This is a genomic window from Herbaspirillum rhizosphaerae (assembly GCF_001189965.1).
GTDB classification, from domain to species: Bacteria; Pseudomonadota; Gammaproteobacteria; order Burkholderiales; family Burkholderiaceae_D; genus Herbaspirillum; species Herbaspirillum rhizosphaerae.
Genome location: NZ_LFLU01000001.1, coordinates 285,669 through 310,464, shown reverse-complemented (window position 1 = coordinate 310,464; position 24,796 = coordinate 285,669). Strand labels below are relative to the sequence as shown.

Sequence of the window (24,796 nt, the reverse complement as noted above, 5' to 3'; positions counted from 1 at the left end):
TGTTTCATCGCGGCTCCCGCAGCGCGGTCTGGCCGAACCGGTTCAGCGGCGACATCAGGTATTGCCATACGGTGCGGCGGCCGACGATCATGTCGGCGGTAGCGGTCATACCGGGCATGAGCGCCACGCTATGATCGATCTCGCGCGGGTCGCGCGTGACTTCGATCTTGACCCGGTAAAAGCGCTCGCCGCGTTCTTCCGGCACGGTGTCGGCGCTGACTTCGGTCACCACGCCTTTCATCGCGCCGTAGACGCCGTAGTCGTAGGCAGACACTTTCACCCGTGCCGGCGCACCGGTCACCAGCTGGGCGCGGTCGGTCGGCGACACCTTGGCTTCAATCACCAGCTTGTCGTCGGTCGGCGTCATTTCGATGATGGCGTCGCCCGGCTTGACCACGCCGCCGACGGTGTTCATCAGCACCCGGTTGACCACGCCGTCCATCGGCGCCCGCACTTCCGAACGCGAGACGCGGTCGTTGCGCGATTTGATTTCTTCCTGCAGGCGCGCCAGTTCGTTCTCGCTGACGGTCAGGTCGCCGCGCGCATCGGCACGGAAACGCGAAGATGCTTCGCCCATCTTGGCCTGCGCTTCGGCGATCGCCGCATTCAGGCGCGGAATCATGGCATTGGTGGCGGACAGGCGGCTCTGCGCATCCTGCGCCTTGGACAGCGACTGGATGTCTTCCAGCTGCGAGGCGGCGTTGCGCTCGAACATGCCGTGCACCAGCTTGTACTGGCGCTGCGCCAGATCGTATTCGGAGATCAGGCTCTTCTGGCGGCTGACGGCTTCGCCGACTTCCGCCTGGCGTTGCGCCGATTGTTCGCGCAAGACGCTCAGCTCTTGCGTCAGCTTGGCCTGGCGCGCCGTGAAGGAAGCCAGCTCGCTCTGCACCGCGGGATCGTCATTCCTGAGATCGGCCGGCATGGTCACCGACGAGGCCCCGCCCGCTTCCGCCTTGAGGCGCGCCACGCGGGCGCGCAGGCCGAGGATCTTGACGTTGCCTTCACCCAGATCGGCATTGGCGCGCACGTCGGCAATCGAAATCAGGGTCTGGCCCTTTTTGACGGCGGCGCCTTCGCGCACCAGGATGGCGGAGACGATGCCGCCTTCCAGATGCTGAATGATCTGATTGTGTTCGGAGGCGACGATACGGCCGGCGCCGCGCACCACCATGTCGATTTTGGCGAACCACGACCACACCAGCAGGCACAGCAATATGCCGACGGTAATCAGGATGAACAGACGCGGACGCGGCAATTGCCGGTGGTCGCCCAGTTGACTGTCCACCTTGGGTGCGATCAGACGCATCAGTTGATAACTGCGGCGGCGCAACGCCAGCCGCAGACGCAAATCCCAACGCAATTTGTCGTCGGGAAGCGTCGTCATTTTTCACCCGCCTGATATTGGATGATCACGCGCGCGTTGCTCTCGGTGCTGTTCTCGGAAGTCGCTACCCGGCTGACCAAGCGTTCCTTTTCGACGCCGGCGTCGATCAGGTGGTTACGCACCGCGACGGTGCGGTAATAGGCGCGGCGGCGCGCTTCGCTGAACTCGGCCGAACCGATCACCCCGGTGATGACGATCTTGCCTTGCTTCGATTTGACCTGTTTGACCCACTCGCCGATGCTGCCGTCGAGGGTCTTGCTGCTCGCGTCATTGAGCTCGGTGGCGTCTTTTTCGAAGTTCAGCACCACCGCCTTGTCGCCGCCCTGGATGGCGACGCCGGGCGCGATTTCCTTGGACTTCTCGATGCGCACCTGGATATTGTTGTTGCCGCTGCTGGCGGCATTGCTGCGCAGGCTGCCGGCTGAAGCCTGCAAAGGCGGCGCGGCTTGCTGGGTCTTGAGCTGGGAAATTTCGCGCCTGAGCTTTTCGATCTCGTCGGACTTGTCGCGGTTTTCGCTCTTCAGGCGCGCGGTGTCGGCGTCCTGGCCTTCGGGGGCATTGACCTCGTCGGGCTTGACCTTGGTGGAACCGGTCTGGGTCTGGACCATGCCCTTGGTGACCATCTTGTTGACGCGAATCTCCGCCAGCTTCTGCGAATAGTAGAAGAGCGTCACGACGAACACGACCACCACGAAGATCATGACCAGGACGACGTTAGACAGCGCGTCCACAAACCCCGGCCAGAAATTCTGTTCTTTTCCGCTATCCATCGATCCCCAGACCTTCCCTATTTGCCCGCAGGCGCTTTGTCCCCGGGCGGCGTCCATGCCCGGCCGGTGTTTCGTAAAATTTGATAACTGATGTCCGCTTGCTGAAACAACAACACAGCAAAATCCATGCGCGTCTGATAAGCCTGCTGGTAGGCGTCAAGCACGTCGAGCAATTGCTTGCCGCCGGTAAACATTTGTTCCAGCGATGCATCCGCCACGCCGGCGTTGGTTGAATAGGCATCGCGCGAGAGCGGCATGCGCTTTTTCACTGCGCCCAGGGTCCGGTAGTTGATCTCGATCTGTTCCTTGAGCTTGCGTTCGAGATCGGCGGCGGTGTTGCTTTTTTCCACCAGCTTGGCGCCGATCTGGCTCTGGTAATACATATCCGTGCCGCCGTTGAGCAAGTTCATGGTCATGACCAGCATCAGGCGGCGGTCCGTGGTCAGGGTCTGGTCGCCGCCGGCGCCGCGGGTTTTGGTCTGGGTCCATTCGACGGCAAAGGTCGGCGAAAACCTCGAACGCGCCGATTTCAATTCTTCGCGGACGGCATCGGCGTCGCTGCGCGCGGCGCGAATACCCGGATTGGACTCGTAGACATCCTGCAAGGCAACGCGCGATGTCGGCGGCACGATCGGCATCATGCGTTCCGGCACCTGCACTTGCTGCACACGCCGGCCGATCAGTTGCACCAACGAAACCATGGCGCTTTCCAGCGCACCCTCGTTGTCGGCCACGGTACCTTCGGCCTGCAGCGCACGGCCGCGCACGCGATCGTAGTCGAGCTTGCTGGCGCCGCCGCCCTCGACGCGCTTGCGCATGTAGTCGAGCAAATCATTCATGCGCTTGGCGTAACTGCGCGAAAACGACAGCGATGCGTAGGTGCGCAACACATCGTAGTAGGCCTTGATGGCCGCGTAATACAGCGACTCGCGCGCATCGTCGCGGCGCTGATCGGCAGCGCGCGACATCGCACGCTGCTTCTGGAAATCGAAGTAAGAACCGGCGGCGAAGATCGGCTGGCGGCCGATCAGCGTCGCATCCCAGCGCTTATGCTGGTCGGCCGCGATGATATTGCCGTTCTCGTCGCGGATCGATGCCGGCGAGGAATATTCCCGGCCTTTTTGTGTACGCACATCGAGCGTCGGCCCCATTTGTCCGAGCGCTCCTTTGGCCGCATAGTTGGCCTGATCGGCCTGCGCGGAAGTGGCGGCGTAGCTGTAACTGTTGTTGAGCGCCAGATCCAGGACCTGATCCAGGGTCAGGAACGGCACTTCCTTGTCGTCCACCGTTTCGACCTCTACCGCAGGCAAATCGATGGAGCTTCCCGAGAAATCCGGGTCGGCCTGGCGCAACATCGCCAGAATCTCGTCATTGGAGTCGCCGCTGACCAGTTCGTCCTTGCTATCGGCATTTTTGCCGGGCCGGATGATGGAATCTTCCTCGCCTTCGGGCCTTACTCGCATTTGAGGAGGCACATCCAACGGCTTTTCATCGGTTTTTGCCTGGGCGAGCGACAACATTCCGGGTTTTAGCTTGCCGGAAGGAAATTTATCATTAGGGAGCGGAAAGGCAGCGGGCGTGTCAACTGCAGAAAATGCCTGCGACGCGACCGAAAAAACCAATGCACCAAAGACTAACCTGGTATTTCTATATGTCATTGTCAGATACAACAGACCAGCATGAGAACTGGCCGCCCTCCCCCTTATACGAAAGAATTTCAACAAGCCATCAAACAGACCGACTTCGATCGTCCCCGATAACTGCCATATCTTCTTGTTGTGTATTCTTTTGGGGCATTTAGTTGCTGCCGAATTATACGTGAGGCCTCGAAAACTAGCTGCTCGCGTTACAAAAAAAACAATAAATTCTATCAAGTTTCTTCAAGGGAAATATGAATTTATGGTTACATGTACGACCGTTCGTACACTTCATTGCTCGCAAACAATTTCTTCGACAGCCCATTGAAAATCGCCCAACTAACCGCATTCTCCTTACAATACGCGGTCGCGACATTCAGGCATTTCCTGACATGTTGTTAAGAAAATACTCTTTCATTCACGAGGTAAGTACATGGCAGCACCCGAGAAACAGACCCTGGGCTTTCAGGCCGAAGTCAAACAGCTGTTGCAACTGATGATCCACTCCTTGTATTCCAACAAGGAAATTTTTCTGCGCGAACTGATCTCCAATGCCTCCGACGCATCCGACAAGCTGCGCTTCGAAGCGATCAACAACAGCGCCCTGTTCGAGAACGATCCTGAACTGAAGATCAAGGTCAGCTTCGACAAGGCGGCACGCACGATCACCATCTCCGACAACGGCATCGGCATGAACCGCGATGAAGCGATCTCCCATCTGGGCACGATCGCCAAGTCCGGCACCAAGGAATTTTTCTCGAAACTGTCCGGCGACCAGCAAAAGGATGCGGCGCTGATCGGCCAGTTCGGCGTGGGCTTCTACTCCGGTTTCATCATCGCCGACCGCATTACGGTCGAAACCCGCCGCGCCGGCACCCCGGCCAATGAAGGCGTGCGCTGGGAATCCGAAGGCGCAGGCGAATTCTCGATCGAAGCAATCGATAAGCCGAACCGCGGCAGCGACATCATCCTGCACCTGCGCGAAGGCGAAGACGAGTTCCTGTCGTCGTGGCAGTTGAAGTCGGTCATCCGCAAGTACTCCGACCATATCTCGCTGCCTATCCTGATGCAGAAGGAAGAATGGGACGAAGAGAAAAAAGAAACCGTCCAGAAAGACGAACTGGAAACCGTCAACCAGGCCAGCGCCCTGTGGACGCGCAGCAAGTCGGACATCACGCCCGAGCAGTACGAAGAGTTCTACAAGCACATCTCGCACGACTTCGGCGCACCGCTGGCATACACGCACAACCGCGTCGAAGGCCGCAGCGAATACACCCAGCTGCTGTACATCCCGACCCGCGCGCCGTTCGACATGTGGGACCGCAACAAGCGCGGCGGCATCAAGCTGTACGTCAAGCGCGTGTTCATCATGGACGACGCCGAACAACTGATGCCGGTCTACCTGCGCTTCGTCAAGGGCGTGATCGATTCGGCCGATCTGCCGCTGAACGTCTCGCGTGAAATCCTGCAAGAGTCGCGCGACGTCAAGGCGATCCGCGAAGGCTCGACCAAGCGCGTGCTGAGCCTGCTGGAAGAGCTGGCCAACAGCGACGAGCAAGAACAGAAAGACAAGTACGCCGGCTTCTGGACCGAGTTCGGCCAGGTGCTGAAAGAAGGCATCGGCGAAGACGCGGCCAACAAGGAGCGCATCGCCAAGCTGCTGCGCTTTGCCTCGACGCACAACGATTCCGACGCGCAAACCACTTCGTTCGCCGATTACATCGGCCGCATGAAGGAAGGTCAGACCAAGATTTACTACGTCACCGGCGAGAACTTCCATGCGGCCAAGAACAGCCCGCATCTGGAGATCTTCCGCAAGAAAGGCGTGGAAGTCCTGCTGCTGACCGATCGCGTCGACGAATGGATGCTGTCCTTCCTGCAAGACTTCGACGGCAAGGAACTGGCATCGGTGGCCAAGGGCGGCCTTGACCTCGGCTCGCTGGAAAACGAAGCCGAGAAGAAGCTGCACGAAGAAACCGAGACCCAGTTCAAGGATCTGGTCGAGAAGATGAAGACCTCGCTGGCCGACAAGGCCAAGGATGTGCGCGTCACCTTCCGCCTGACCGATTCGCCGACCTGCCTGGTGGCGGATGAAGACGAATTGTCGGGCAACCTGGTGCGCATGCTGAAAGCCGCCGGACAAGCTGCGCCGGATGCCAAGCCTATCCTGGAAATCAACCCGGATCACCCGCTGGTGCAACGCCTGAAGTATGAAGAAGCCAAGTTCGACGACTGGGCCAACATCCTGTTCGATCAGGCTCTGCTGGCCGAAGGCGGCGCGCTGACGGATCCGTCCGGCTTCGTCAAGCGCCTGAACGACATGCTGCTGGGCATGGCGTCGAAGTAATACCGGCGACAGCGACTGCACGGACAGCGGCGACCTTCGGGTCGCTGCTGTCGTTTACGGCCTCGTTTTTTGCGATGGATTTCTGGTTGCCATGTCGACGTCTGTTCCTATACAGTAGGACGACATCCCCTCACGGCAAGGAGCCCGTCATGAAAATATCCCCTGTTCTTTCGTTAAGCGTCATCATCGCCTTGAGCGGCCTGAGCGCGGCAGTCACCGGCTATGCCGCCGATTCCGGCCTGACCGGCTGCGCCGCAAAGAAACAAGACGTGCAGATGCAAATCGAACAGGCGCATGCGCATGGCAACAAAGCCCAGGAAGCCAAACTGAAGATCGCCCAAAAGAATCTGGAAAACCATTGCACCGATGAAGGCCTGCGCCGCGAGCGCGAAGCCGACGTGAAGAAGAAGGAAGAGAAAGTCGCCGCCCGCAAAGCCGACCTGGAAAAAGCACAAGCCAAGGGCAAGGCCAAAAAGATCGCTCAGCAGGAAAAGAAACTGAACGATGCCGAAGCCGAACTGCAAGCCGCCAAGGATACGCTTTCCAGGTAGGTCGTAATCAAGCAACACAATCAACACGCCGGAACTTGCGGTAACCGGCTCCCGGCAATCGATATTGTCGATATTGTCGGTTACCGCATCTGATATTCTGCATCACCCGACATACGATGGAAGCCGCATCCCTGGCAAGGATGCGTCCCATCACACAATGACAACATGGAATTCCACTTCCTCTCGCCGCGCAAGAATGCGCTGGTCTATCTCATCAAGATACTCAGCGGCTCGCTGATCCTGTGGTACGGGCTGCGTGCACTGGGCTTGCCGGAACCGTACTGGGCGATGATTTCGCTGATCATCGTGACCGAACCGGACATGATGATCGCCAAAGCCAACTTCCGCGCGCGGCTCATCAATACGATCTCCGGCGCCGTCATCGCGTGTTTGTGCCTGGTCGTTTTCGGCGCCAACTTTCTGTCCATGCTGATCGCGCTGACGACGGCGGTGCTAGTGGCCATGCTGTGGCAAAACTACCCCACCAACTGGCGCCTCGGCCCGGCGACGGTGGTGATCCTGATGTCGGCGGCGTTTGCCGGCGGCGGCTTGCATGAAGAATTGCACCTGGCCTTGCTGCGCGTGGCCGAGGTGATCACCGGCAGCACGGTGGCCCTGCTCCAGACCGTGGTGTACATCGGTTTCGTCAACCGCCTGCGCCATGTCGACTGAAGCGGGACGCTCGCGCATCCTGCTGCGGCCATGGCGCAAGAGCGACCTGGCGCCGTGCGCGGCGATGAACGCCGATCCGGAGGTGATGCGTTATTTTCCTGCCGTACTCAACCGCAGCGAGAGCGACTATCTGGTGCAACGCATTGAGGAACATATCAGCGAACACGGCTTCGGCCTATGGGTGCTGGAGATCCCCGGCGAGCTGGCGTTTGCAGGATTCGTCGGCTTGCTGCGCGTGCCGTTCAATGCGCATTTCACGCCGGCGGTGGAAATCGGCTGGCGACTGGCGCCGCAAGCCTGGGGCAAAGGATACGCAACCGAAGCCGCACAAGCCGTCCTGAGCCACGCCTTCCACGTACTCGGCATGAAAGAGATCGTCTCCTTCACCACCGCCGGCAACAAGCGCTCGCAGGCGGTGATGCGGCGCATCGGCATGCATACCCGGGTGGACGAAAACTTCGAGCATCCGCGCCTGCCGGCCGGGCACCCGCTGCGGGTGCACGTGCTGTATCGCCTGCGCCGCGAGCAATGGCTGCTGCAATCGGCCTATGCCGCTGCCGGCGGACTGTCCGGGGCCTCCGGATTGTTTGACGGCCGCACATAAAAAAACCGCCGCCGGTCAGCGTTGAAGCTGAACCGGCGGCGGTTCCCTTGCTACCCGGCGATCAGTCGATCTCGCGATCGCCTGAGTTTTTCCCCGATGCTTAGTGCGTCACACGTGTGGTGCGGCCCGACGACAGCAGGCGCACGCGTTCGCCGACACGGAAGATTTCATCCGCATCTTGTGTAATGGCGCGCAGTTCGCCGTTATCCAGACGCACGGTGATTTCCAGACCCGGCTTGTTGGCAATGCGCGACTCGACCTGATTGCCTGCCACGCCGCCGATCAGTGCGCCGACGATGCCGGCCGCCAACGCGCCGTTGCCGCCACCGATCGCAGAACCGGCTGCAATACCGCCCAGCGCGCCGCCGGCCACCGTGCCGACGCCGCTGGCGCCCTTGTCGATGGTGACGTTGCGCACCGACTCAACCACGCCCATGCGCACCGTTTGCTCACCCTGAGCCTGGCGGGTGTTGTAGACGCTGGCCGAATTCGGCGTGACGGCGCAACCTGCTGCAAGCGAGCTGACGGCGACGATGAGGATCAATTTTTTCATGCAAAACTCCGACGGAAAGTATGCCCCTTCGGGGCGATGTCCTTGCAGCAGATTCAATACCGACGCCGCTTCTGGACGCGGTATTTGCCGCAAATAACTGTTTATATTTTAATACAGACCGCCTCTTGACCCGGATTTTCGCGATTCGTTCCCGCGCATCCGCCGCGTCAATAAGGGATACGCCAGCGCCGGTAGAGCAGGCTCAGCACGAACAACGGGCCGATCAGCAAGAATCGTAAATCTTCGAAAAACGACGGTTTCTTGCCCTCGACCTTATGCCCGACGAACTGCCCTATCCACGACGCCACGAAAATCGCCACCGATGCCGGCAATACCGACGCCGCAGGCAAGCGCGACAAGATCAGCAGCATCGCGCCGGCCATCGCCAGCATGCCCAACGCGAATGCAGGCGACAGCGTCAGGTAATACGCCAGCGACGCGATCACGACGATCAGCGCCAGCCAGGGCGCCGCTGCCCATGACAAGCCGAGCAACGACAGCACGATGGCCGGCACGCAGATGCAGTGGATCGCTTCATTGAGCGGATGGCGATGGCTTTCCGCATAACGCGCCAACAACATATCGATGCGGCGGTGGGTGACAACGCTCATGCCGGCCTCCAGACCCGATGACAGCAACAGAGAAAACAGGGAACCCCTGAATCAGCGACCGCCCGAGACGTCGATGAAGGTGCCCGTCGCGTAAGAGGCTTCGTCGGACAGCAACCACAGGACGGCGTTGGCGACCTCTTCCGCCGTACCGCCGCGCTTCATCGGCACGGCATCCTTGAGGCGATCGACCCGTCCGGCTTCACCGCCGCTGGCATGGATGTCGGTATAGATCAGACCCGGACGAATCGCATTGACGCGGATGCCTTCGGCGGCGACTTCCTTGGACAAGCCGATGGTGAAGGCATCGATTGCGCCTTTCGAGGCGGCGTAGTCGACGTATTCGCCGGGACCGCCCAGCTTGGCCGCCATCGACGACAGGTTGACGATGGCCCCGCCCTTGCCGCCGTGTCGGGTCGACATGCGGCGCACCGCTTCGCGCGCGCACAGGAAACTGCCGGTGACGTTGGTCAACAGCACGCGATTGATGCGCTCGGCCGTCATTTCTTCCACGCGTGTCTGATGTTCCAGGATGCCGGCGTTGTTGACCAGCGCGGTGAGCGTGCCCAACTCCTTGTCGACGGTCTGGAACAGCTGCAGGATATCGGCTTCCACGGCGACGTCGGACTTGACCGCAATGGCGCGTCCGCCGGCCTTGACGATGCCGTCCACCACGGCGTCAGCCGCAGCGCGATTCGATACATAGCTGATGGCGACCGCATAGCCGCGCGCCGCCGCCGATTGTGCGACTGCAGCACCGATACCGCGGCTGCCGCCGGTGACGATAATGACTGGTTGTCCCATATAGTTATCCTTGTAAGTTGGTGTGGATGAAGAAAACCTCCGCCGAATAGTGTAGCCTTATTCACCCCGCCGCGTTGCCGCCTGGCTCAACATCATTCTTCATTCCCATGTCCCGCAAACGCAGCTTCCCTCACGTCACCGACGCCAACACCCGCATCCTGATCCTCGGCAGCCTGCCCGGCGAAGCCTCGTTGGCGCACAGCCAGTACTACGCGCATCCGCAAAATAAATTCTGGGCGTTGATGTCCGATGTGATCGGTGCCGATCTGGTGTCATTGCCCTATCCGCAGCGGCTGGAAACGCTGTTGAAAAACGGCGTCGGTTTGTGGGATGTCGTCGCAGAAGCGCGACGGGAAGGAAGCCTGGACAGCAATATCCGCGACCATGTTCACAACGACCTGGTCCAGCTCCTGAACACCTTGCCGCAGTTGCGCATCATTGCCTTCAATGGCGGGACTGCCGAGAAGCTTGGCTTGAAGGCCCTGGGAAGTATCGCGGGTAATTATCGGATCATCAGATTGCCGTCGAGCAGCCCCGCTTTTACCCGTCCTTATGCGGAGAAAAAAAGAGAGTGGGAACAATTAAAAACAGGGGATGCCGCCCCCCGGGTGTTTGCGGAATAACACAGACCAAACCACGTCCTCGGCAAGAAAGGTCCGGGCGGTATTAAGATAGGTGAAACCCCGCCGTTTCGAAGGTGATTTTCAAGGCAAGTTTTTCGAGATTTCTGTAAGCCGTGGCATGTATATTGCTTAATTGGAATCTTATTTCCGGCGCATCCGATACGGCGCTTTTCGTGCCGGATCGGTGTTTACTAATCCCTCTCAGGTGAGACCAATGAAATTTGCAAAGCTGCTGCTCCTGTTGTCCATGAATCTGCTTTCCCTTGCAGCAACCAATGCCCACGCCGACGCGCTGGCCGACATTCAGAAACGCGGTGTTTTGCGCATCGCCGTGCCGCAGGACTTTGCGCCGTTCGGCTCGGTCACCCAGGACCTGAAGCTGCAAGGCCTGGACATCGATGTGGCGACGCTGATCGCCAAGAACATGGGAATGAAACTTGAACTGGTGCCGGTGACCAGCGCCAACCGCATCGCCTACCTGCAGACGCACAAGGCTGACCTCGCCATTTCCACCCTGGGCAAGAATGCCGAGCGCGAAAAAGTGATCGCCTTTTCGCAACCCTACTCGCCGTACAACAACAGCGTGTTCGGCCCGGCCAATCTCAAGGTTGCAGGTCCCGCCGATCTGGCCGGCAAGGTGGTGGGCGTTGCGCGCGGCACCTTCCAGGACATCCAGCTCACCGAAACTGCGCCCTCCAGCGCCACCATCAAACGCTACGAAGACAACAACGGCATGATCGCCGCCTATCTCGCGGGTCAGGTGCAACTGGTCGGCACCGGCGATTTCGTCGCGGTTGCGCTGGCGGAAAAGATGCCTTCCAACAAGCCGCAAATGAAATACATCATCCAGGAGTCGGGCTGCTACGTCGGCCTGCTCAAGGATGAACCGGCGCTGATGGCCAAGGTCAATACCGCATTGACGCAAGCCAAAAAGAGCAATGAACTGAACGCGATCGTGCAGAAATGGCTCAACGTTCCCCTGCCGGAAAAAATGGCGAAGCAATTTGAATAAGAGGACCTGAAGCAGCTCTGTGCGACAGGGAGCTTCGGGAAACCACCACCGGCAAGGCCGCCGTAGTGAAACAGGGCGAGCGTTGTGCAGCAGGTTTATCCAGGCTCCCGGCAATCGCATCTGGAAGCAAGAGCTTACAAAGGCAAGCATCATGAAGTTGATCGATCACATCATCGGATTTCATTCGGAAATCCAGCAAATCCGCCGCGATCTGCACGCCCATCCCGAACTGCGTTACGAAGAACACCGTACCGCCGACACCATCGCCGCCAAACTGACCGAGTGGGGCATTCCGGTCTTGCGCGGCCTGGGCGGCACCGGCGTGGTCGGCATTCTCAAGAACGGCGAGGGCAAGCGCTCCGTCGGCCTGCGCGCCGACATGGATGCGCTGCCGATGCAGGAACTCAACACGTTCCCGCACGCGTCCCGCCACGCCGGGAAAATGCACGCCTGCGGCCATGACGGCCACACCGCCATGCTGCTCGGCGCGGCTCGCCACCTGTCGCAGCATCGCGATTTCGACGGCACGATCTACCTGATTTTTCAGCCGGCCGAAGAAGGCGGACAAGGCGCCGACAAGATGATCAAGGATGGCTTGTTCGAACAATGCCCGATGGATGCCGTGTTCGGCATGCACAACTGGCCGGGCATGCCGGTCGGCAGTTTCGGCGTGCGCCCGGGGGCGATCATGGCGTCGAGCAACGCGTTTCAGGTCAAGGTCAAGGGCAAGGGCTCGCACGCGGCGCAACCGCACAAAAGCATCGACCCGGTGATCGTGGCGGCGCAGATCGCACTGAGCTGGCAAACCATCGTCGCGCGCAATACCAATCCCAACGATTCCACCGTGCTGTCGGTGACGCAGATCCACACCGGCAGCGCCATCAACGTGATCCCGGACGACGCCACCCTGAGCGGCACCGTGCGCACTTTCAGCATGGAAGTGCTGGACCTGATCGAGCGCCGCATGCACGACATCGCCACCCACACCGCCGCCGCTTTCGGGGCAGAAGTCGAATTCAAGCTGCTGCGCAGTTATCCGCCGCTGGTCAACCACGCCAGGGAAACCGCTTTTGCGGTCGGCGTGATGCAAAGCATCGTCGGCGTGGAACAGGTCAACACCAATGTCGAGCCGTCGATGGCGGGCGAAGACTTTTCGTACATGATGCTGCACAAGCCGGGCTGCTATGTATTCATCGGCAACGGCGAAGGCGATCACCGCGACAGCGGCCATGCGATCGGACCGTGCAACCTGCACAATCCCAGCTATGACTTCAACGACGATCTGTTGCCGATCGGGGCAACGTATTGGGTCAGGCTGGCGGAGGCGTTTCTGGCGGCAGCCTGAGGTCCGCCCTTTGATGTTCAGCGCTGCGGAGAGCAGGTCGCGCTGAGCAATTCAAACCTGCAAGGCCGAAGCAACCTGTCGAAGCAGCCTGTCGAAACGATCTGCAGAAATGCACTGCACTTCGACTTCGCACCGGCTGCTTCGGCCATTTCCTTCTACAAGGCGAGCTTGCCGATATCGGCATAAGCGCGGTTCAGCCACACCTTGACGCGCTGGCGTTCCAGCATGCCGAGGCCGGCGCTTCCGCTGCCCGGTTGATTGAGCGCAGCCCAGAAGCTCGCACTCTGCTGATCGATTCTCTGCATGGTGGTATCGGGCAGGCGGCGCAGGGTGACCACATTCGCGCCCAGCTTCTCAGCGCGCTCACGCTCGCCGGAGGCGTCCAGGATTTCAAAACGGTCGCCGCGGACTTCATTGAGCACCAGCACCAGCTTGAGCCGCCCGCCGAACTGATCGAGCCACTTCTTCAGCAGATCCACCGAGTCGCGGCCGGTATCCATGACATGCCACCAGGTCAGCGTCATCCCCTGCTCTTGCGCAAAGTCGAGCACGCCGGAGTCCTCTATCCACGTCGACAGCGACTGCTGGGTCTGGGCCGCGAGGTCCACCAGAATGCGGCGTTGCGGATCTTCCAGTGCGCGTTCGATGATGGGATCGAGGCTGTCGTGCCGGTCAAGCACGAGCGGCGCGGAAAAATCTGCGTAGAAGCGCAACAGCGCGCCATGCGATTTGTCCGTGTCGAAACCGAAAAACGGGATGTTCCAATCGATGAAATACTGGGCCAGCACGCGGGAGACCAGCGATTTTCCGACACCGCCTTTTTCGCCACCGATGAAGTGGATATGACTCATTTCTGTGGATCCTTTATTGACAGGTAAATGTTGACCAACGATGGGAATGTCATGTTTCGGCGACGCGACCATGATACCTGCACCATGGGAACAAGATGTGCGGTTTATGTGGAAACCGGCTGGTTTGCGGCCCGGCGCGAAAAAGCATCCGCGCTATGACCGGAAAAAGAGGATGTCGTAAAACGAGCCGTTGAAGCCGCCATTCAAAATAAGGTATTCCACTGCCCGCCCGAACAGAACGATGCCGGCGAAGACGATGGCCAGCCTGAGGATGAAGAGGATTTTTTTCAGCATGGCAGAAGTGTAGCCGATGACCGTCGACGATCGCGCCGCCGCGATGGAAGAATTGTCCTACGCATCACCCGCAATTTCCTTGTTGCAACATCGCTGTTATGCTTGGTTGGTTGACCGGCTCACCCATGATGATGCCGGCAACAGCAGTACACCTCTAATAACGACAATCAAGGAGACACTTCATGTCCACACGCGACAAGCCGCTGCATGTCAAAAAGACCGTCCTGTTCATTGCCCTGGCCTTCAGCGCCGGGCTGATGCAGACGCCAGTACAGGCCCAGACACCGGTCAACGTGCATGCCGCCGAAAAGATCGGCACCGTCCAGCAAGTCTATGACGGCGCGCTGATGCCGGATATCCAGGCCAACACCTTCCGCAACATCGACCGCCTGTTCTCGACGCGCACCGTGCCTGCCTCGGGCAAGGCCTATCCGCTGCCGGCCAGCGACAAGCAACTGAAGAATTTCGTCTTCAAATCCAACGGCAAGAACTTCGACCTCTACGACTACGTCTCGCTCAACCGCGTCGGCGGCCTGCTGGTGCTGAAAGACGGCAAGATCGTGTTTGAAAACTACCAGCTCGGCAACAGCGAAAAGACCCGCTGGATGTCGATGTCGGTGGTCAAATCGATCACCGCAACGCTGATCGGCGCGGCGATCAAGGACGGCCATATCAAGAGCATCGACGATCCCATCGTCAACTATCTGCCCGAACTCAAAGGCAGCGCCTACGACGGCGTGTCGGTGAAGAACTTGCTGCAGATGGCGTCCGGCGTGCGCTGGGACGAGACCTACGTCAATCCCAAATCCGACCGCCGCCAGATGCTGGAAGTGCAGACCATGCAGAAGCCCGGCGCCGTGCTGCAACTGATGTCCAAACTGCCGCGCGCCGCCGCGCCAGGTACCCGCTGGAACTACAGCACCGGCGAAACGCAGGTTGCCGGCGCACTGGTGCGTGCTGCAGTCGGCAAGCCGGTGGCGCAGTATCTGAACGAACGCATCTGGGGCAAATTCGGCATGGAGTCGGATGCGACCTGGTGGCTGGAATCGCCTGACGGCCTCGAAGTCGGCGGCAGCGGCTTGTCGGCGACCTTGCGCGACTACGGCCGCTTCGGCCTGTTCATGCTGGGCGGCGGCAAGGCCGGCGGCGAACAGATCCTGCCCGACAACTGGGTCAGGGATGCCGGCAGTCCCAAGATGGTGGACGGCAAACTGGTCAACTACGGCTACATGCTGTGGCCGATTCCCGATGCCGCCGGCACCATCAACGAAGGCGCCTTTGAAGCACGCGGCATCTTCGGCCAGCACATTTACATGAATCCGAAGGAAAACGTCGTCATCGTGGTCTGGGGCGCCCTGCCCAAGCCAACCGGCAGCGCGCCGGTCGGCGACAACGACTTCTTTGCCGCCGCCACGCAGGCCGTTCGCTAAGCAGCCGGCCCGGAAATCGGACGCCGCGCCCGGGGATGCTCGCCCCGGCGCGGTGTTTGTCGTTTCCGGCATTTCATGCAAGACCGCCCGACAAGGTATCATTCGGCAATTCGAATGCAGGCACCATCATGTTAATCAGAAGAAAATCCATTGAGGCGCAAGCCAATACCAAAGCCGGTCCCGGCCCCGACAAGGAAAAGTCCAAGCCGAAAGCCGCCGCGCCGCGCAAACCGAAATTTGCACCGGTGACGCTGTCGGAGCAGGACGGCGTCCGCTACCTGCATTTCGGAACGGAATGGGTGCAAGGCGCCATGCGCATCCGCAAACCCGACTGGATCGAACTGGAATACGCCCAGCAGATGATGAGCTGGATGCTGTTCAACGACGCGCCGCAACACATCGTGCAACTCGGCCTCGGCACCGCCGCGCTGACCAAGTTCAGCTACCGCCAGTTTCCGGAAGCGCGCGTGACTGCGGTGGAATTGAATCCGTCCGTCATCGCGATCTGCAACAGCATGTTCAAGCTGCCGCCGGAAGACGACCGCCTGTCCATCCTTGAAATGGACGCCAACGATTTCATCCACGACCCGCAACGCGCCGGCGCCATCGACGCCTTGCAAGTCGATCTGTACGACGCCACCGCGCGCGGCCCGGTGCTGGACACGCCGGAGTTCTACGTCGCCTGCCGCGACAGCCTGAGCGACAACGGCGTGATGACGGTCAACCTGTTCGGCGATCATCCCAGCTACGCCAAGAACCTCAAGGCGATGCGCTATGCTTTCGGCCAAGTGATCTCGTTGCCGGAAGTCCATGACGGCAACGTCGTCGCGCTCGCCTTCAAGAACAAGTTCGAGCCGGACTTCCCCGCCCTGTATGAACGCGCCGCCGCCATCACCGCCGCCACCAAGTTGCCGGCCAAGTCGTGGGTGAACGGGATCAAGAGCAATTTCTGATGTCCCGTCCGGGCCAAGCGACCGCGCTTAATACGTCAGCCGGTAGGCTTCATTGGTCAGCGTCAAACGACTGGCCAGCACCTTGATGACATAGTTGTGCAGTTGCATGGCGGCGCTGGCGTCTTCGCGTTCCAGTTGCCGCAGCCGCGACATGCTCAGTTTGTAGACCACCGTACGGCGGTCGGTGATAACGTCTGCGGTGCGCTTCTGCCCGCTGTACAAGGCCATCTCGCCGACGATGGTGGCGCTGCCGAAAGAGCGCAGGCGCATCCGCTTGCCATCGCCCAGCATCAGCGAAATGCTGACCTGGCCTTCTTCGATGAAATACATGCAGTCGCCAATCTCGCCTCTCTGGAACAACAGCGTGCCGGCTTCCAGCGTGACCGTTTCCATTCGGGAAAATAGCGAGGCCAGTTCGCGCACATCGAAATATTCCGCCAGGCTGTCGCGCAAGGCATTGCCCGCGACATTTTCTGCCTGGGCCGCCAGCATGCGGTTTTCTACCCATTCCAATGCGGCATCCAGATCGGCGAATTCTTGCGGCGCCCGACCGTGAGCGGCCGCACGCGTGATCGGCAAACGAATGCGCTCGCTAATGCCGGTCAGGATCAGCGTAGTCTTGTGCTGTTCGCACACCTGCGCCAGTTTGACGAAACTTTGCGACGTCGATGCATCCAGTCCCTGCACGTGGCGAAAATCGATGATGATGAATTCGCGCGGCAAACGCAGTTGCTCGCGCACGCGCCGGACCATTTGATTGGCGCTGCCGAAGAACAAAAATCCTTGCAGGCAGATGCCAAACACGCGTTCGCCGCTTTGCTTGAGCTGCGCATTGGTTTCCATGGTGCGCTCCATGCGCGAGTGCAATGCCGCACCGGTGAACTCCATCTTCACGCAAGAGATGCGGCCGTAGTCCACCACAAACAATATGCACGCCACCACGATCCCCAATGCCACGCCAGTGACAAAGCCCGACCAGGCAATCACTGCCAGGATCAGGAGAATCAGCAGATAGTCGCCTCGCGCCAGCCGGCGCCGTGATTTCAGCACCCATTCGTTGAGCAAGGAACCACCCAGTCCGACCAGCAAGCCCGCCAGCACCGGTTTGGGCAAGAACTCAATCGCCGGCAGAAAAAATATCGCACAGACCAGGCACATGACAGCCGCCATCACGGCAGCCATGCGATTGCGCGTGCCCGACTGATAGCTCAGCAAGGTACGGCTCAGAGACTGGCAACCGGCCACGCCGCCGAGCAGGCCGGTCAACATATTCGCCACCCCGGCCGTACGCAACTCGTGGTTGAAGTCGACATCGTGCCGGGTCGCCAGACCGACGCCGGTGGCATTGAACAGGATCGTCAGCGTCATGACCGCCATCAGGGCCAGCAACTCGCTATAGTGCGCCGCAATCAGCCCCCAATCGACCTGAGCAAGCGAATACGTCAACGGCGAATGAAATCCGTTCAGGCTCAGCGGCTCATACAGCCAGCCCAAAGCACGCGCTTGTGCAACCGACACGCCCGATATGGCGATGCCGGCAAAAAACACCAGACAGGCCATCGCCAGCGCAACCGGCAACACCGCAGGATGATCGAACTTGCGCCTTGGCAGGCCAAGCATGCCGACCGCAACAATCAACACCGGCAATACGGTCACCCAATGCAGGTGCGACAATCCTTCCAGCACGTTACCGGCGACCGGCAAGCCGGTCAGGATACCGAATGCGCCGGTCCACAACAAATAACCGGTCCCAGCCAGAAAACCGCCCACCACCGGGAAGGGTATGAACTGCACCAGGTTGCCGCGTCGCGTCGCACCCAGCATCGTCAGGAACACGCCCACCAGCACCGTACTGATCGCCACCGCCGTCAGCACGGTCGCCAGCGCTTCTTGCGGCGCGACCTTCGCCTCGCCGAGGGCAGCCCACATGCCGGTTACCATCAGCGCCAGAATACCGGTTGAATTGGAATCGGCACCGCCCACAACAAACGGCAGCGAGCTGCGCCAGGCGGCCACCAGCATCACAGCGCACGTCGTCACAAACAGAAGAGGCAGGCCCGCTTGCAACAGCACACTACCGCCATGCCCGAAAATCATGGCGCCGTAGCTGGCTGCGTAACTCATGGAAATCACCGCAATCAGGAGCGCCGCCGGCACATGCCGCAGCAGCGCCTGCCCACGGGCGATCCAACCCGGCGGCAAATCAACCTCCCCGGGCGGCGGACCGGCCTCGTCGATTCCTGGTGTATGCATCGTTGTTCTTGGTGTTGTGATGGCGGGAACTGCGAGCATCCATCTTATAGGAAAGCAGAAATCCCGGCGGCATGCCGTATTTCTACCGTTTGCAGAGGGAGACGATAATTTTTTAGACTTTTTTCAAAAAGGGGCTTCCAAGTTTGAAATTAATCGGGTTATAATCACGCCTCTTCATCGGGGGGCGTTAGCTCAGTTGGTAGAGCAGCGGACTCTTAATCCGTAGGTCGAGTGTTCGAGCCACTCACGCCCCACCAAAGAATACAAAGGGTTCCAAGCGATTGGAACCCTTTTCTTTTGCTCCGCAATTTTTCCTACGCTCCGCAAAATTCCGCATCACCTGTTAATCGTCAATACGAGTATCCGTCCAGGCAAGCAGCGCCTGTAGGCAATTGCCAAATGTATCCCTATCATTTATCTGTAGAACGTTGCTAATCTCGCTACTAGGCGATAGTACTCAAGTAGCTGTAGATTATCTGCGCTATTTCTCACTCCCATCCTTAGAAGATCACTTACGATTCCAAATAACGCTGCTCTCTTTCGCTCTAGTTCCGCTTTCTCGCCCTCCAACACCTGAATGTAGTCCGAAGTCTCATCTTCATAAGCGTCATGATGCTCGACAACTGGCTTACGGGCTGAATGTGCTGCACGAAGGTCGTCCGTATTAGTAAGCACCAAATTATTGTGTCCAATATTTGTGCGAGATTGCTCGCCCACATTTCCCGTGTTCACCGCTGGCAATGCCACTGCGGCATTCGATCTTCCGTCCGTCGGCGGATCAATTGCAATCGTTTTCCCTTCAGTGCTCCCAGTTTTTTCGCCATCGCTGTCAAGCCCACCCCATTCCGCCTTTATCTGATTGGCATATCTTATTTTGACCGTATTGGCGTTGGCACCATCTTCATATTCTCCGAGACTTTTTGCCTTCGCCTTCTTTTCCTCGGCACTTCCCTCGTAGCCCAAATTTGTGGGGTTAATGCTATCAAGCGTGCCATATCCAATCTGAACCGAGTAGTGCATCCATTGGCCGCTCCCGTTGACTTTTTCTTTAATCGGTTCTTCGACTTTTTTAGAGTGTTCGCTATTTGCAGAACTAGGAATCGCAGTAAGATTTTCTGCTACGTTACCAGGCCCTCCAAGATTGTCGTTCAGGAGATGACCTGCGATATACCGCTTACCGCTTAATGCCGAAAAATCACTCCTGCGATTAGCCCAAATCCCACTTGAAGACGGAGGTGAACCGAGCTTATGGTCGGGTCCTAACGGATTTGCAACCATGGAAACTCCTTCTCCACCAGAATCCGCTGTCGGCTCTCCCCATTGAATATTGGTTGTTCGATTCCCGCCGCCTACAACAGCAGCACCGAATCCAACTGCTTTTTTATGCCCATCATCATCATCATCTACAAGTCTCGTTCTCATTCCTTTCCAGCCATAGTGACCACGTGCATTGACAATTCCAGTGAGGTCGCCATCCGTCTTGAGGGCGCGCTGAACAACATTCACCGATCTAGACGTTGCATTGATATTTCCCCCATTCGAACTTGCGATACCTGAATGAGTAGATTTTTCAAAACCAATAGCAGCCATTCTCTCGCGTTGAAGCGTTTGCCTGTGGCTATTGGAAATGGTCTCGACAAGTTTATGCTGCCGGAGACTTTCAGGACGGTTATCCACAAAGCCGGAGGGCTGACTAGTGGTGGACTTTCCTTGTATCGGACTTGGCTGATTCTTATATATAGCTGTTGTACTAGCATACATTTTTCGCTCCCGATGTCAGCAAGAAAACTTAAGTAGTAATATCCATCATCCTTAAAACTGAATCGCCACCCATTTCACAGACACTTTCGAGAAGCATAAGACAGCCTCCCGACGGAGGCAAATCAGCCCGAAGCGGTGATGGGGAGCACAAGTAGAGCTACGGACTCTTAAGTGTTCGAGCCGCTCACGCCCCACCAAAGAATACAAAGGACTTGAATCGAAAGACTCAAGTCCTTTTCTTTTGCGCGAAACGATCGCAAGCCCGTGATGCAGGTCCGACTGCCCAGCCGACCGGCAGTTTTCGGGACTGCAGCATGGCCGCGCGCAATGGCGGCCATGCTGTTCAAGCACAGCCTTACTCAGCCCGGCTGGCGATGTGCGCATCAAACTCGCGCTGCGCTTCTTCCAGCGCCTTGAGCGCATTTTGCCAAGGCTCATAATCCGCCATGGTCAGCCATTCCTGCCCGGGATTCTTTTTCCATTCTTCCAGCTTCGAATTCAGCAACTCATATTCGCCGAGCTGCACCTCGAGCAAGACTTCGATTTTCGCCATCAATTCACTGGCGCGTTCTGCCCATGCGTCTGGTACTGCAGGTGTTTCTTGGGTTGCAGGCGTTTCCGGTGTTTCCATTTTTCCCTCCATAAGATCGTCGAATCCTAACATGAAAGGCAAGGCAATTTTGCCCTGCTGCATCGTGGCTCGTGCACGCCCTGACGGTACAATAGGCGTCAAACAATTCAACGGGACACATCATGGAAGCAGAATTCTGGCTGGAGCGCTGGCGCGACGGGCGCACGCATTTTCATCAAACGCGCGTGACGCCGCTGTTGCAAAAATACTGGCCGACGCTAGAGCTGCCGAAAGACAGCCGCGTGCTGGTGCCGCTGGCGGGCAAGTCGCTGGATATGGTGTGGCTGGCGGAACAAGGACATCGCGTGCTGGGCGCGGAGTTGTCGCAACTGGCAGTGGAGCAGTTTTTCAGCGAAAACAACCTGCAGCCGCAGATCCATGCGTCGGCATACGGCAGCCATTACGTCGCCGGCAATATCGAGATCATCTGCGGCGACATCTTCAAACTCGACGCTGCGATCCTGTCCACCTGTTCCGGCGTGTATGACCGCGCGGCGCTGGTGGCCTTGCCGGCCGCAATGCGCGCGCAGTATGCACGACATGTCTACGGCCAGCTGGCGAGCGACTATCGCGGCATCCTGATCACGCTCGACTATCCGCAGGAGCAGATGGATGGCCCGCCGTTCTCGGTGCAGGATCCGGAAGTACAGTCGATCTACTCGTCGCACTCCGATGCAGCCATCATCGACCGGCGCGATATTCTGGACAAAGAACCGAAGTTCATGGAGCGCGGCGTGAGCCGGCTCGATACGGTGGTGTACCAGCTGCAGCGTCGGGTTTAACGCGGCCAGCTCCTGATACTGCAGAGAGACACTGCCTACTTCGCAGCACTCTTCGTCATTCTTTTTATCGTTCTTGTCGTCACGCCCTTGTGCGCCGTCTGCTCACCCGCCGCTTTCGACTCGGCCGCCTCGCGCGGCGGCCGAGCCTTGAGCCAGCGCCCGAAACTGTGCAGCATTTCGAGCAAGGGCTTGAGCCTTTCGCCTTCGCGGGTCAGGGCATATTCCACGCGCACCGGCACTTCCGGGTAGACGGTGCGCAATACCATTCCGGATTCTTCCAAGGCACGCAACTCCAGCGTCAGCATGCGCTGCGAGATGTTGGGAATATCCCGGCGCAATTGGTTGAAGCGCTTCGGTCCGTCGAGCAGGAAGTGCGCAATCAGCATGCGCCAGCGTCCGCCGACCAGGCTCATGGCTTCTTCCACCGGACAACCGGACACATTCTCTTTCATACGATTTTCCCCGTCCCTGCACACCGTCAGCAACACAAAGCAACACAAGCAGCGGTATAGTTTTTGTACCTACACCACAAAAAACTGCCTTCTATACAACAGTAACCACCATCGAGATAATACCTCTCCCCGTCACCAAGGAGATTGTATGAAGCCCGGTTTGAAACTTTATTTCGCGCCTGAAACCTGTTCTTTTTCGCCGCACATCGTCCTGCACGAACTCGGCTTGCCGTTCGAGCTGATCAAGGTTAACAACCAGACCAAGCAGACTTCGGACGGCGGCGATTTCCTGAAGATCAATCCCAAGGGATACGTCGCAGCGCTGCAGCTTGCCAACGGCGAAGTCCTGACGGAGGGCCCCGCCATCCTGCAATACCTGGCAGACCTGAAACCGGAATCCGGCCTGGCGCCGGCCAACGGCACATGGGAACGCGTGCGCTTGCAGGAGATGCTGAACTTCATCACCAGTGAAATCCACGCCGGCCTCAGCCCGCTGTTCAATGGGGCGATTCCGGAAGAGGTGAAACGGATATTCAAAGACAAGCTGAACAAACGCCTCAAGCAGATCGAACACGACTTGCAGCAACGTGATTATCTGCTCGGCGAAAACTTCACCGTGGCGGATGCCTACCTCTTCACCGTGCTGCAATGGACCCGCTACTTCGCCATCGATCTCAACGGCTGGCCGGCCATTGCCGCCTATCTGGAACGCATTCGCGCACGCTCTTCCGTGCAGGCGGCGCTAGCGCGTGAAGCGATGTTCCATTGATGATCAGTCGATCATCTTGATCTGGCGCAGGAAGTCTTCGATGTCCTTGGCTGCCAGGTTGCGATATTTGCTGTCGTAGGAACCGACCGTCACGCCTCGCTTCACGCAGTCTTTATACATCCGGTTTTCTTCTGCCGGCAACAGGCGCTGACCGGTGGGGACGACTGACCTGGACCAGGATGGGACGTCGGTTTCCACCATCGGACAATCGCGGGTCGAAGTGCCCATCTGGAGATAATGCGCCCCCTGGTTGTTGTCGAAACTGTGGTTGGCGCCCTCATAGACGCGATAGTCGATGACGCCCGGATATTCTTCCTGCAAACCTTTGATCTGGTCGAGACAAAATTTGGCAGGCGTGTAGTCATCCTTGCTGCCCATCAAAAACAGCATCGGCGCGCCGGTGCGGTCAAAGCTGCCGTTCTTGCGGTAGCGCGAGTTCTGGCAGCCCGCATAGACGGGGATATGGAAAGCAAACTGCAGGTTCTTGTCCGCACGCAAAACATTGTCGCGGAAGGTCTTGATCGAGGTTTCATTGGCGGCAAGGCTACCGCGGCTGAAGCCGATGATGCCGACTTTACCGGCGTCGAAACGTGGGTCGGCAGCGATGAGTTTCAACGCGAAAAACGCATCGGCGGTGTCAGCTGCGTTGCTGACCATACCCTGATCATCGACCGTGCTGGTCACACCGCGCGGCGTGAACGAGTCGACGACGAAGCTGGCAAAACCCAGCTTGTTGAAATACGGCGCCCAGAATCCGGTGTCTTTGGCTTCTATCCCGGCGCTGCCGTGGGCAATGATCACTACCGGAATCTTGCCGCTGACAGGAATGGTCGGCATCGAGAGATAACCGAAGATCTCGACAGGCTTGCCCGGCTTTTTGGCCATCTCGAACTTGTTGGCATATTCCATCGAGGGGAAAGCGATTTTTTGCTGAGCGCAGGCATGATGGCTATAAATAACGCCGGCCAGCAGAGCGAGAACCGTTGCGACTTTACGCAGTGATGCAGGCAGATGCACAGTGAAATGGGAGAGCATGCTTTCTTCTTTCTGAATGATTTGATTTTCGCGCATGGAAAACATCAAGTAAAAATGGAGCAGATCTTGGCCGGGCTTGCGGGAAGCCCGCCAGACTTCACCCCCTGCGACCATAAAGGTAATCGATTCTTGCCAGCCGAATGAATTTCGATTCAATTTCGAAATAAGGCGATAATGCATCTCTCCATACGACAGCCTATTTGCAGCACGCCCTATGCAAGACCAGAACCCGGATCCCAGCGATATCCACCCTGCCCGCCCGTGGATCGTCCTCACGACCACCTATGACGTGGAAGCGTGGATAGATAACTACAACCGGGATTTGCAGCAGGCGGTCAAGAAGGACAACACCAGGGGCTACGGCATCTGTTTTTGCCTGGAGCTGGGCGGCGAAGTCTATATGCATACGACCTCGGAAGGCGACATCCTGCTCGATGTCACCGAAGAAGCGCAATGGGCGGCGCCGGTGATCACCGCGGCAACCGGCGTCGCGACGCCCACGTCATCGGTGTGGGCGCTGCCCGGCGATACGCTGACGCAACTGGTGCTGGGACTGAGCGGCCTGATTGCGGCCACGCGCATCGTAGTCAGCCACGCGTACAAGACACCGAAATCCTGGCCGCAGCGTTACTGAGCCGTTTCAGAGCCGGAATTCAACGCAGTCCAACGCAA

General features: G+C 58.6%; 25 protein-coding genes and 1 tRNA gene. 13 read left to right on the top strand and 13 right to left on the bottom strand.

Annotation, left to right across the window (positions count from 1 at the left end; genetic code table 11):
* Positions 1–4: 4 nt before the first annotated feature.
* The 3 genes from AKL25_RS01385 to AKL25_RS01375 all read right to left on the bottom strand — a co-directional run bounded on the left by AKL25_RS01385 (position 5) and on the right by AKL25_RS01375 (position 3,620).
* Positions 5–1,309 carry an HlyD family type I secretion periplasmic adaptor subunit gene (locus AKL25_RS01385; protein WP_050476105.1) on the bottom strand — a complete coding sequence of 435 codons (1,305 nt, stop codon included), beginning with the start codon at positions 1,307–1,309 and terminating at the stop codon, positions 5–7.
* 74 nt (positions 1,310–1,383) lie between these two features.
* On the bottom strand, positions 1,384–2,157 hold the full coding sequence (locus AKL25_RS01380; protein WP_050475847.1) for an OmpA family protein: 774 nt from the start codon (positions 2,155–2,157) through the stop codon (positions 1,384–1,386).
* Positions 2,158–2,174: 17 nt separating this feature from the next.
* Positions 2,175–3,620 (bottom strand): TolC family protein, encoded by a 1,446-nt coding sequence (locus tag AKL25_RS01375; protein ID WP_420840693.1) that lies wholly within the window; start codon positions 3,618–3,620, stop codon positions 2,175–2,177.
* Positions 3,621–4,227: 607 nt separating this feature from the next.
* On the opposite strand from AKL25_RS01375, the gene htpG reads away from it, so the two are divergent.
* The 4 genes from htpG (at position 4,228) to AKL25_RS01355 (ending at position 7,968) form a co-directional block, all read left to right on the top strand.
* The gene (gene htpG, locus AKL25_RS01370) at positions 4,228–6,141 is read left to right on the top strand and encodes a molecular chaperone HtpG (protein WP_050475845.1); all 1,914 of its coding nucleotides are present in this window, start codon (positions 4,228–4,230) and stop codon (positions 6,139–6,141) included.
* Between the two features lie 149 nt (positions 6,142–6,290).
* Positions 6,291–6,692, top strand: a complete 402-nt coding sequence (locus tag AKL25_RS01365) for a DUF1090 domain-containing protein (protein ID WP_050475844.1) — start codon at positions 6,291–6,293, stop codon at positions 6,690–6,692.
* Positions 6,693–6,857: 165 nt separating this feature from the next.
* A complete protein-coding gene (locus AKL25_RS01360) occupies positions 6,858–7,364 on the top strand; it encodes an FUSC family protein (RefSeq protein WP_050475843.1) in 507 nt (168 codons plus the stop codon).
* Entirely contained in the window at positions 7,354–7,968 is a 615-nt protein-coding gene (locus AKL25_RS01355) for a GNAT family N-acetyltransferase (protein WP_050475842.1), read from the top strand. Before AKL25_RS01360 ends, AKL25_RS01355 begins: the two co-directional genes overlap by 11 nt.
* Positions 7,969–8,068: 100 nt before the next feature.
* Here the strand turns inward: AKL25_RS01355 and AKL25_RS01350 are convergent, their stop codons facing one another.
* The 3 genes from AKL25_RS01350 to AKL25_RS01340 all read right to left on the bottom strand — a co-directional run bounded on the left by AKL25_RS01350 (position 8,069) and on the right by AKL25_RS01340 (position 9,933).
* Complete coding sequence (locus tag AKL25_RS01350) at positions 8,069–8,521, bottom strand: outer membrane lipoprotein (RefSeq protein WP_050475841.1); 453 nt, start codon at positions 8,519–8,521, stop codon at positions 8,069–8,071.
* 167 nt (positions 8,522–8,688) lie between these two features.
* Positions 8,689–9,132 carry an Mpo1 family 2-hydroxy fatty acid dioxygenase gene (locus AKL25_RS01345; RefSeq protein WP_050475840.1) on the bottom strand — a complete coding sequence of 148 codons (444 nt, stop codon included), beginning with the start codon at positions 9,130–9,132 and terminating at the stop codon, positions 8,689–8,691.
* A 51-nt stretch (positions 9,133–9,183) separates the two neighbouring features.
* Entirely contained in the window at positions 9,184–9,933 is a 750-nt protein-coding gene (locus tag AKL25_RS01340) for an SDR family oxidoreductase (protein WP_050475839.1), read from the bottom strand.
* A 107-nt stretch (positions 9,934–10,040) separates the two neighbouring features.
* Between AKL25_RS01340 and AKL25_RS01335 the strand changes: the two genes are divergently transcribed.
* The 3 genes from AKL25_RS01335 to AKL25_RS01325 all read left to right on the top strand — a co-directional run bounded on the left by AKL25_RS01335 (position 10,041) and on the right by AKL25_RS01325 (position 12,913).
* Positions 10,041–10,556, top strand: a complete 516-nt coding sequence (locus AKL25_RS01335) for a DNA-deoxyinosine glycosylase (RefSeq protein WP_050475838.1) — start codon at positions 10,041–10,043, stop codon at positions 10,554–10,556.
* 214 nt (positions 10,557–10,770) lie between these two features.
* Positions 10,771–11,568 (top strand): transporter substrate-binding domain-containing protein, encoded by a 798-nt coding sequence (locus AKL25_RS01330; RefSeq protein ID WP_050475837.1) that lies wholly within the window; start codon positions 10,771–10,773, stop codon positions 11,566–11,568.
* A gap of 151 nt (positions 11,569–11,719) precedes the next feature.
* Positions 11,720–12,913 carry a M20 aminoacylase family protein gene (locus tag AKL25_RS01325; RefSeq protein ID WP_050475836.1) on the top strand — a complete coding sequence of 398 codons (1,194 nt, stop codon included), beginning with the start codon at positions 11,720–11,722 and terminating at the stop codon, positions 12,911–12,913.
* Positions 12,914–13,068: 155 nt separating this feature from the next.
* Here AKL25_RS01325 and AKL25_RS01320 read toward each other — a convergent pair whose 3' ends face one another.
* Positions 13,069–13,764 carry a P-loop NTPase family protein gene (locus AKL25_RS01320; RefSeq protein ID WP_050475835.1) on the bottom strand — a complete coding sequence of 232 codons (696 nt, stop codon included), beginning with the start codon at positions 13,762–13,764 and terminating at the stop codon, positions 13,069–13,071.
* 153 nt (positions 13,765–13,917) lie between these two features.
* Positions 13,918–14,058 carry a hypothetical protein gene (locus AKL25_RS24395; protein ID WP_167541842.1) on the bottom strand — a complete coding sequence of 47 codons (141 nt, stop codon included), beginning with the start codon at positions 14,056–14,058 and terminating at the stop codon, positions 13,918–13,920.
* A 182-nt stretch (positions 14,059–14,240) separates the two neighbouring features.
* Between AKL25_RS24395 and AKL25_RS01315 the strand changes: the two genes are divergently transcribed.
* Together AKL25_RS01315 and AKL25_RS01310 are read left to right on the top strand one after the other, a co-directional pair.
* On the top strand, positions 14,241–15,488 hold the full coding sequence (locus AKL25_RS01315; RefSeq protein ID WP_157050420.1) for a serine hydrolase domain-containing protein: 1,248 nt from the start codon (positions 14,241–14,243) through the stop codon (positions 15,486–15,488).
* Between the two features lie 128 nt (positions 15,489–15,616).
* Positions 15,617–16,441, top strand: coding sequence for a class I SAM-dependent methyltransferase (locus tag AKL25_RS01310; RefSeq protein WP_050476103.1), 825 nt, complete (start codon positions 15,617–15,619; stop codon positions 16,439–16,441).
* A gap of 27 nt (positions 16,442–16,468) precedes the next feature.
* Here the strand turns inward: AKL25_RS01310 and AKL25_RS01305 are convergent, their stop codons facing one another.
* Positions 16,469–18,694, bottom strand: coding sequence for an SLC26A/SulP transporter family protein (locus AKL25_RS01305; RefSeq protein WP_167541841.1), 2,226 nt, complete (start codon positions 18,692–18,694; stop codon positions 16,469–16,471).
* Between the two features lie 181 nt (positions 18,695–18,875).
* Here AKL25_RS01305 and AKL25_RS01300 point away from each other — a divergent pair.
* Positions 18,876–18,951 (top strand) — tRNA-Lys (locus AKL25_RS01300).
* Positions 18,952–19,108: 157 nt separating this feature from the next.
* Here the strand turns inward: AKL25_RS01300 and AKL25_RS24035 are convergent.
* Together AKL25_RS24035 and AKL25_RS01290 are read right to left on the bottom strand one after the other, a co-directional pair.
* Positions 19,109–20,455 (bottom strand): hypothetical protein, encoded by a 1,347-nt coding sequence (locus AKL25_RS24035; RefSeq protein WP_157050418.1) that lies wholly within the window; start codon positions 20,453–20,455, stop codon positions 19,109–19,111.
* Between the two features lie 355 nt (positions 20,456–20,810).
* Positions 20,811–21,149 carry a hypothetical protein gene (locus AKL25_RS01290; RefSeq protein ID WP_240475617.1) on the bottom strand — a complete coding sequence of 113 codons (339 nt, stop codon included), beginning with the start codon at positions 21,147–21,149 and terminating at the stop codon, positions 20,811–20,813.
* Between the two features lie 59 nt (positions 21,150–21,208).
* Between AKL25_RS01290 and AKL25_RS01285 the strand changes: the two genes are divergently transcribed.
* A complete protein-coding gene (locus AKL25_RS01285; protein WP_050475831.1) occupies positions 21,209–21,868 on the top strand; it encodes a thiopurine S-methyltransferase in 660 nt (219 codons plus the stop codon).
* A 35-nt stretch (positions 21,869–21,903) separates the two neighbouring features.
* On the opposite strand, the gene AKL25_RS01280 is transcribed toward AKL25_RS01285, so the two are convergent.
* The gene (locus AKL25_RS01280) at positions 21,904–22,281 is read right to left on the bottom strand and encodes a winged helix-turn-helix transcriptional regulator (RefSeq protein WP_420840692.1); all 378 of its coding nucleotides are present in this window, start codon (positions 22,279–22,281) and stop codon (positions 21,904–21,906) included.
* A 199-nt stretch (positions 22,282–22,480) separates the two neighbouring features.
* On the opposite strand from AKL25_RS01280, the gene gstA reads away from it, so the two are divergent.
* Positions 22,481–23,089 carry a glutathione transferase GstA gene (gene gstA / locus AKL25_RS01275; RefSeq protein ID WP_050476102.1) on the top strand — a complete coding sequence of 203 codons (609 nt, stop codon included), beginning with the start codon at positions 22,481–22,483 and terminating at the stop codon, positions 23,087–23,089.
* Positions 23,090–23,092: 3 nt separating this feature from the next.
* Here the strand turns inward: gstA and AKL25_RS01270 are convergent, their stop codons facing one another.
* Positions 23,093–24,124, bottom strand: coding sequence for a dienelactone hydrolase family protein (locus AKL25_RS01270; RefSeq protein WP_083444546.1), 1,032 nt, complete (start codon positions 24,122–24,124; stop codon positions 23,093–23,095).
* A 214-nt stretch (positions 24,125–24,338) separates the two neighbouring features.
* Here AKL25_RS01270 and AKL25_RS01265 point away from each other — a divergent pair, with 214 nt between their 5' ends.
* Entirely contained in the window at positions 24,339–24,758 is a 420-nt protein-coding gene (locus AKL25_RS01265) for a hypothetical protein (protein WP_050475829.1), read from the top strand.
* Positions 24,759–24,796 lie beyond the last annotated feature (38 nt).

Excerpts from the sequence above, each read along its gene's own strand:
- AKL25_RS01320 (WP_050475835.1), bottom strand. The coding sequence starts at position 13,764 with ATGAGTCATATCCACTTCATCGGTGGCGAAAAAGGCGGTGTCGGAAAA.
- AKL25_RS01305 (WP_167541841.1), bottom strand. The coding sequence starts at position 18,694 with ATGCATACACCAGGAATCGACGAGGCCGGTCCGCCGCCCGGGGAGGTT.
- AKL25_RS01375 (WP_420840693.1), bottom strand. The coding sequence starts at position 3,620 with ATGCGAGTAAGGCCCGAAGGCGAGGAAGATTCCATCATCCGGCCCGGC.
- AKL25_RS01340 (WP_050475839.1), bottom strand. The coding sequence starts at position 9,933 with ATGGGACAACCAGTCATTATCGTCACCGGCGGCAGCCGCGGTATCGGT.
- AKL25_RS01345 (WP_050475840.1), bottom strand. The coding sequence starts at position 9,132 with ATGAGCGTTGTCACCCACCGCCGCATCGATATGTTGTTGGCGCGTTAT.
- AKL25_RS01325 (WP_050475836.1), top strand. The coding sequence starts at position 11,720 with ATGAAGTTGATCGATCACATCATCGGATTTCATTCGGAAATCCAGCAA.
- AKL25_RS01385 (WP_050476105.1), bottom strand. The coding sequence starts at position 1,309 with ATGCGTCTGATCGCACCCAAGGTGGACAGTCAACTGGGCGACCACCGG.
- AKL25_RS24035 (WP_157050418.1), bottom strand. The coding sequence starts at position 20,455 with ATGTATGCTAGTACAACAGCTATATATAAGAATCAGCCAAGTCCGATA.
- AKL25_RS24395 (WP_167541842.1), bottom strand. The coding sequence starts at position 14,058 with ATGCTGAAAAAAATCCTCTTCATCCTCAGGCTGGCCATCGTCTTCGCC.
- AKL25_RS01355 (WP_050475842.1), top strand. The coding sequence starts at position 7,354 with ATGTCGACTGAAGCGGGACGCTCGCGCATCCTGCTGCGGCCATGGCGC.
- AKL25_RS01285 (WP_050475831.1), top strand. The coding sequence starts at position 21,209 with ATGGAAGCAGAATTCTGGCTGGAGCGCTGGCGCGACGGGCGCACGCAT.
- AKL25_RS01335 (WP_050475838.1), top strand. The coding sequence starts at position 10,041 with ATGTCCCGCAAACGCAGCTTCCCTCACGTCACCGACGCCAACACCCGC.
- AKL25_RS01310 (WP_050476103.1), top strand. The coding sequence starts at position 15,617 with ATGTTAATCAGAAGAAAATCCATTGAGGCGCAAGCCAATACCAAAGCC.
- AKL25_RS01360 (WP_050475843.1), top strand. The coding sequence starts at position 6,858 with ATGGAATTCCACTTCCTCTCGCCGCGCAAGAATGCGCTGGTCTATCTC.
- AKL25_RS01265 (WP_050475829.1), top strand. The coding sequence starts at position 24,339 with ATGCAAGACCAGAACCCGGATCCCAGCGATATCCACCCTGCCCGCCCG.
- AKL25_RS01350 (WP_050475841.1), bottom strand. The coding sequence starts at position 8,521 with ATGAAAAAATTGATCCTCATCGTCGCCGTCAGCTCGCTTGCAGCAGGT.
- AKL25_RS01330 (WP_050475837.1), top strand. The coding sequence starts at position 10,771 with ATGAAATTTGCAAAGCTGCTGCTCCTGTTGTCCATGAATCTGCTTTCC.
- AKL25_RS01290 (WP_240475617.1), bottom strand. The coding sequence starts at position 21,149 with ATGCAGCAGGGCAAAATTGCCTTGCCTTTCATGTTAGGATTCGACGAT.
- AKL25_RS01270 (WP_083444546.1), bottom strand. The coding sequence starts at position 24,124 with ATGCTCTCCCATTTCACTGTGCATCTGCCTGCATCACTGCGTAAAGTC.
- htpG (WP_050475845.1), top strand. The coding sequence starts at position 4,228 with ATGGCAGCACCCGAGAAACAGACCCTGGGCTTTCAGGCCGAAGTCAAA.
- AKL25_RS01315 (WP_157050420.1), top strand. The coding sequence starts at position 14,241 with ATGTCCACACGCGACAAGCCGCTGCATGTCAAAAAGACCGTCCTGTTC.
- AKL25_RS01280 (WP_420840692.1), bottom strand. The coding sequence starts at position 22,281 with ATGAGCCTGGTCGGCGGACGCTGGCGCATGCTGATTGCGCACTTCCTG.
- AKL25_RS01380 (WP_050475847.1), bottom strand. The coding sequence starts at position 2,157 with ATGGATAGCGGAAAAGAACAGAATTTCTGGCCGGGGTTTGTGGACGCG.
- AKL25_RS01365 (WP_050475844.1), top strand. The coding sequence starts at position 6,291 with ATGAAAATATCCCCTGTTCTTTCGTTAAGCGTCATCATCGCCTTGAGC.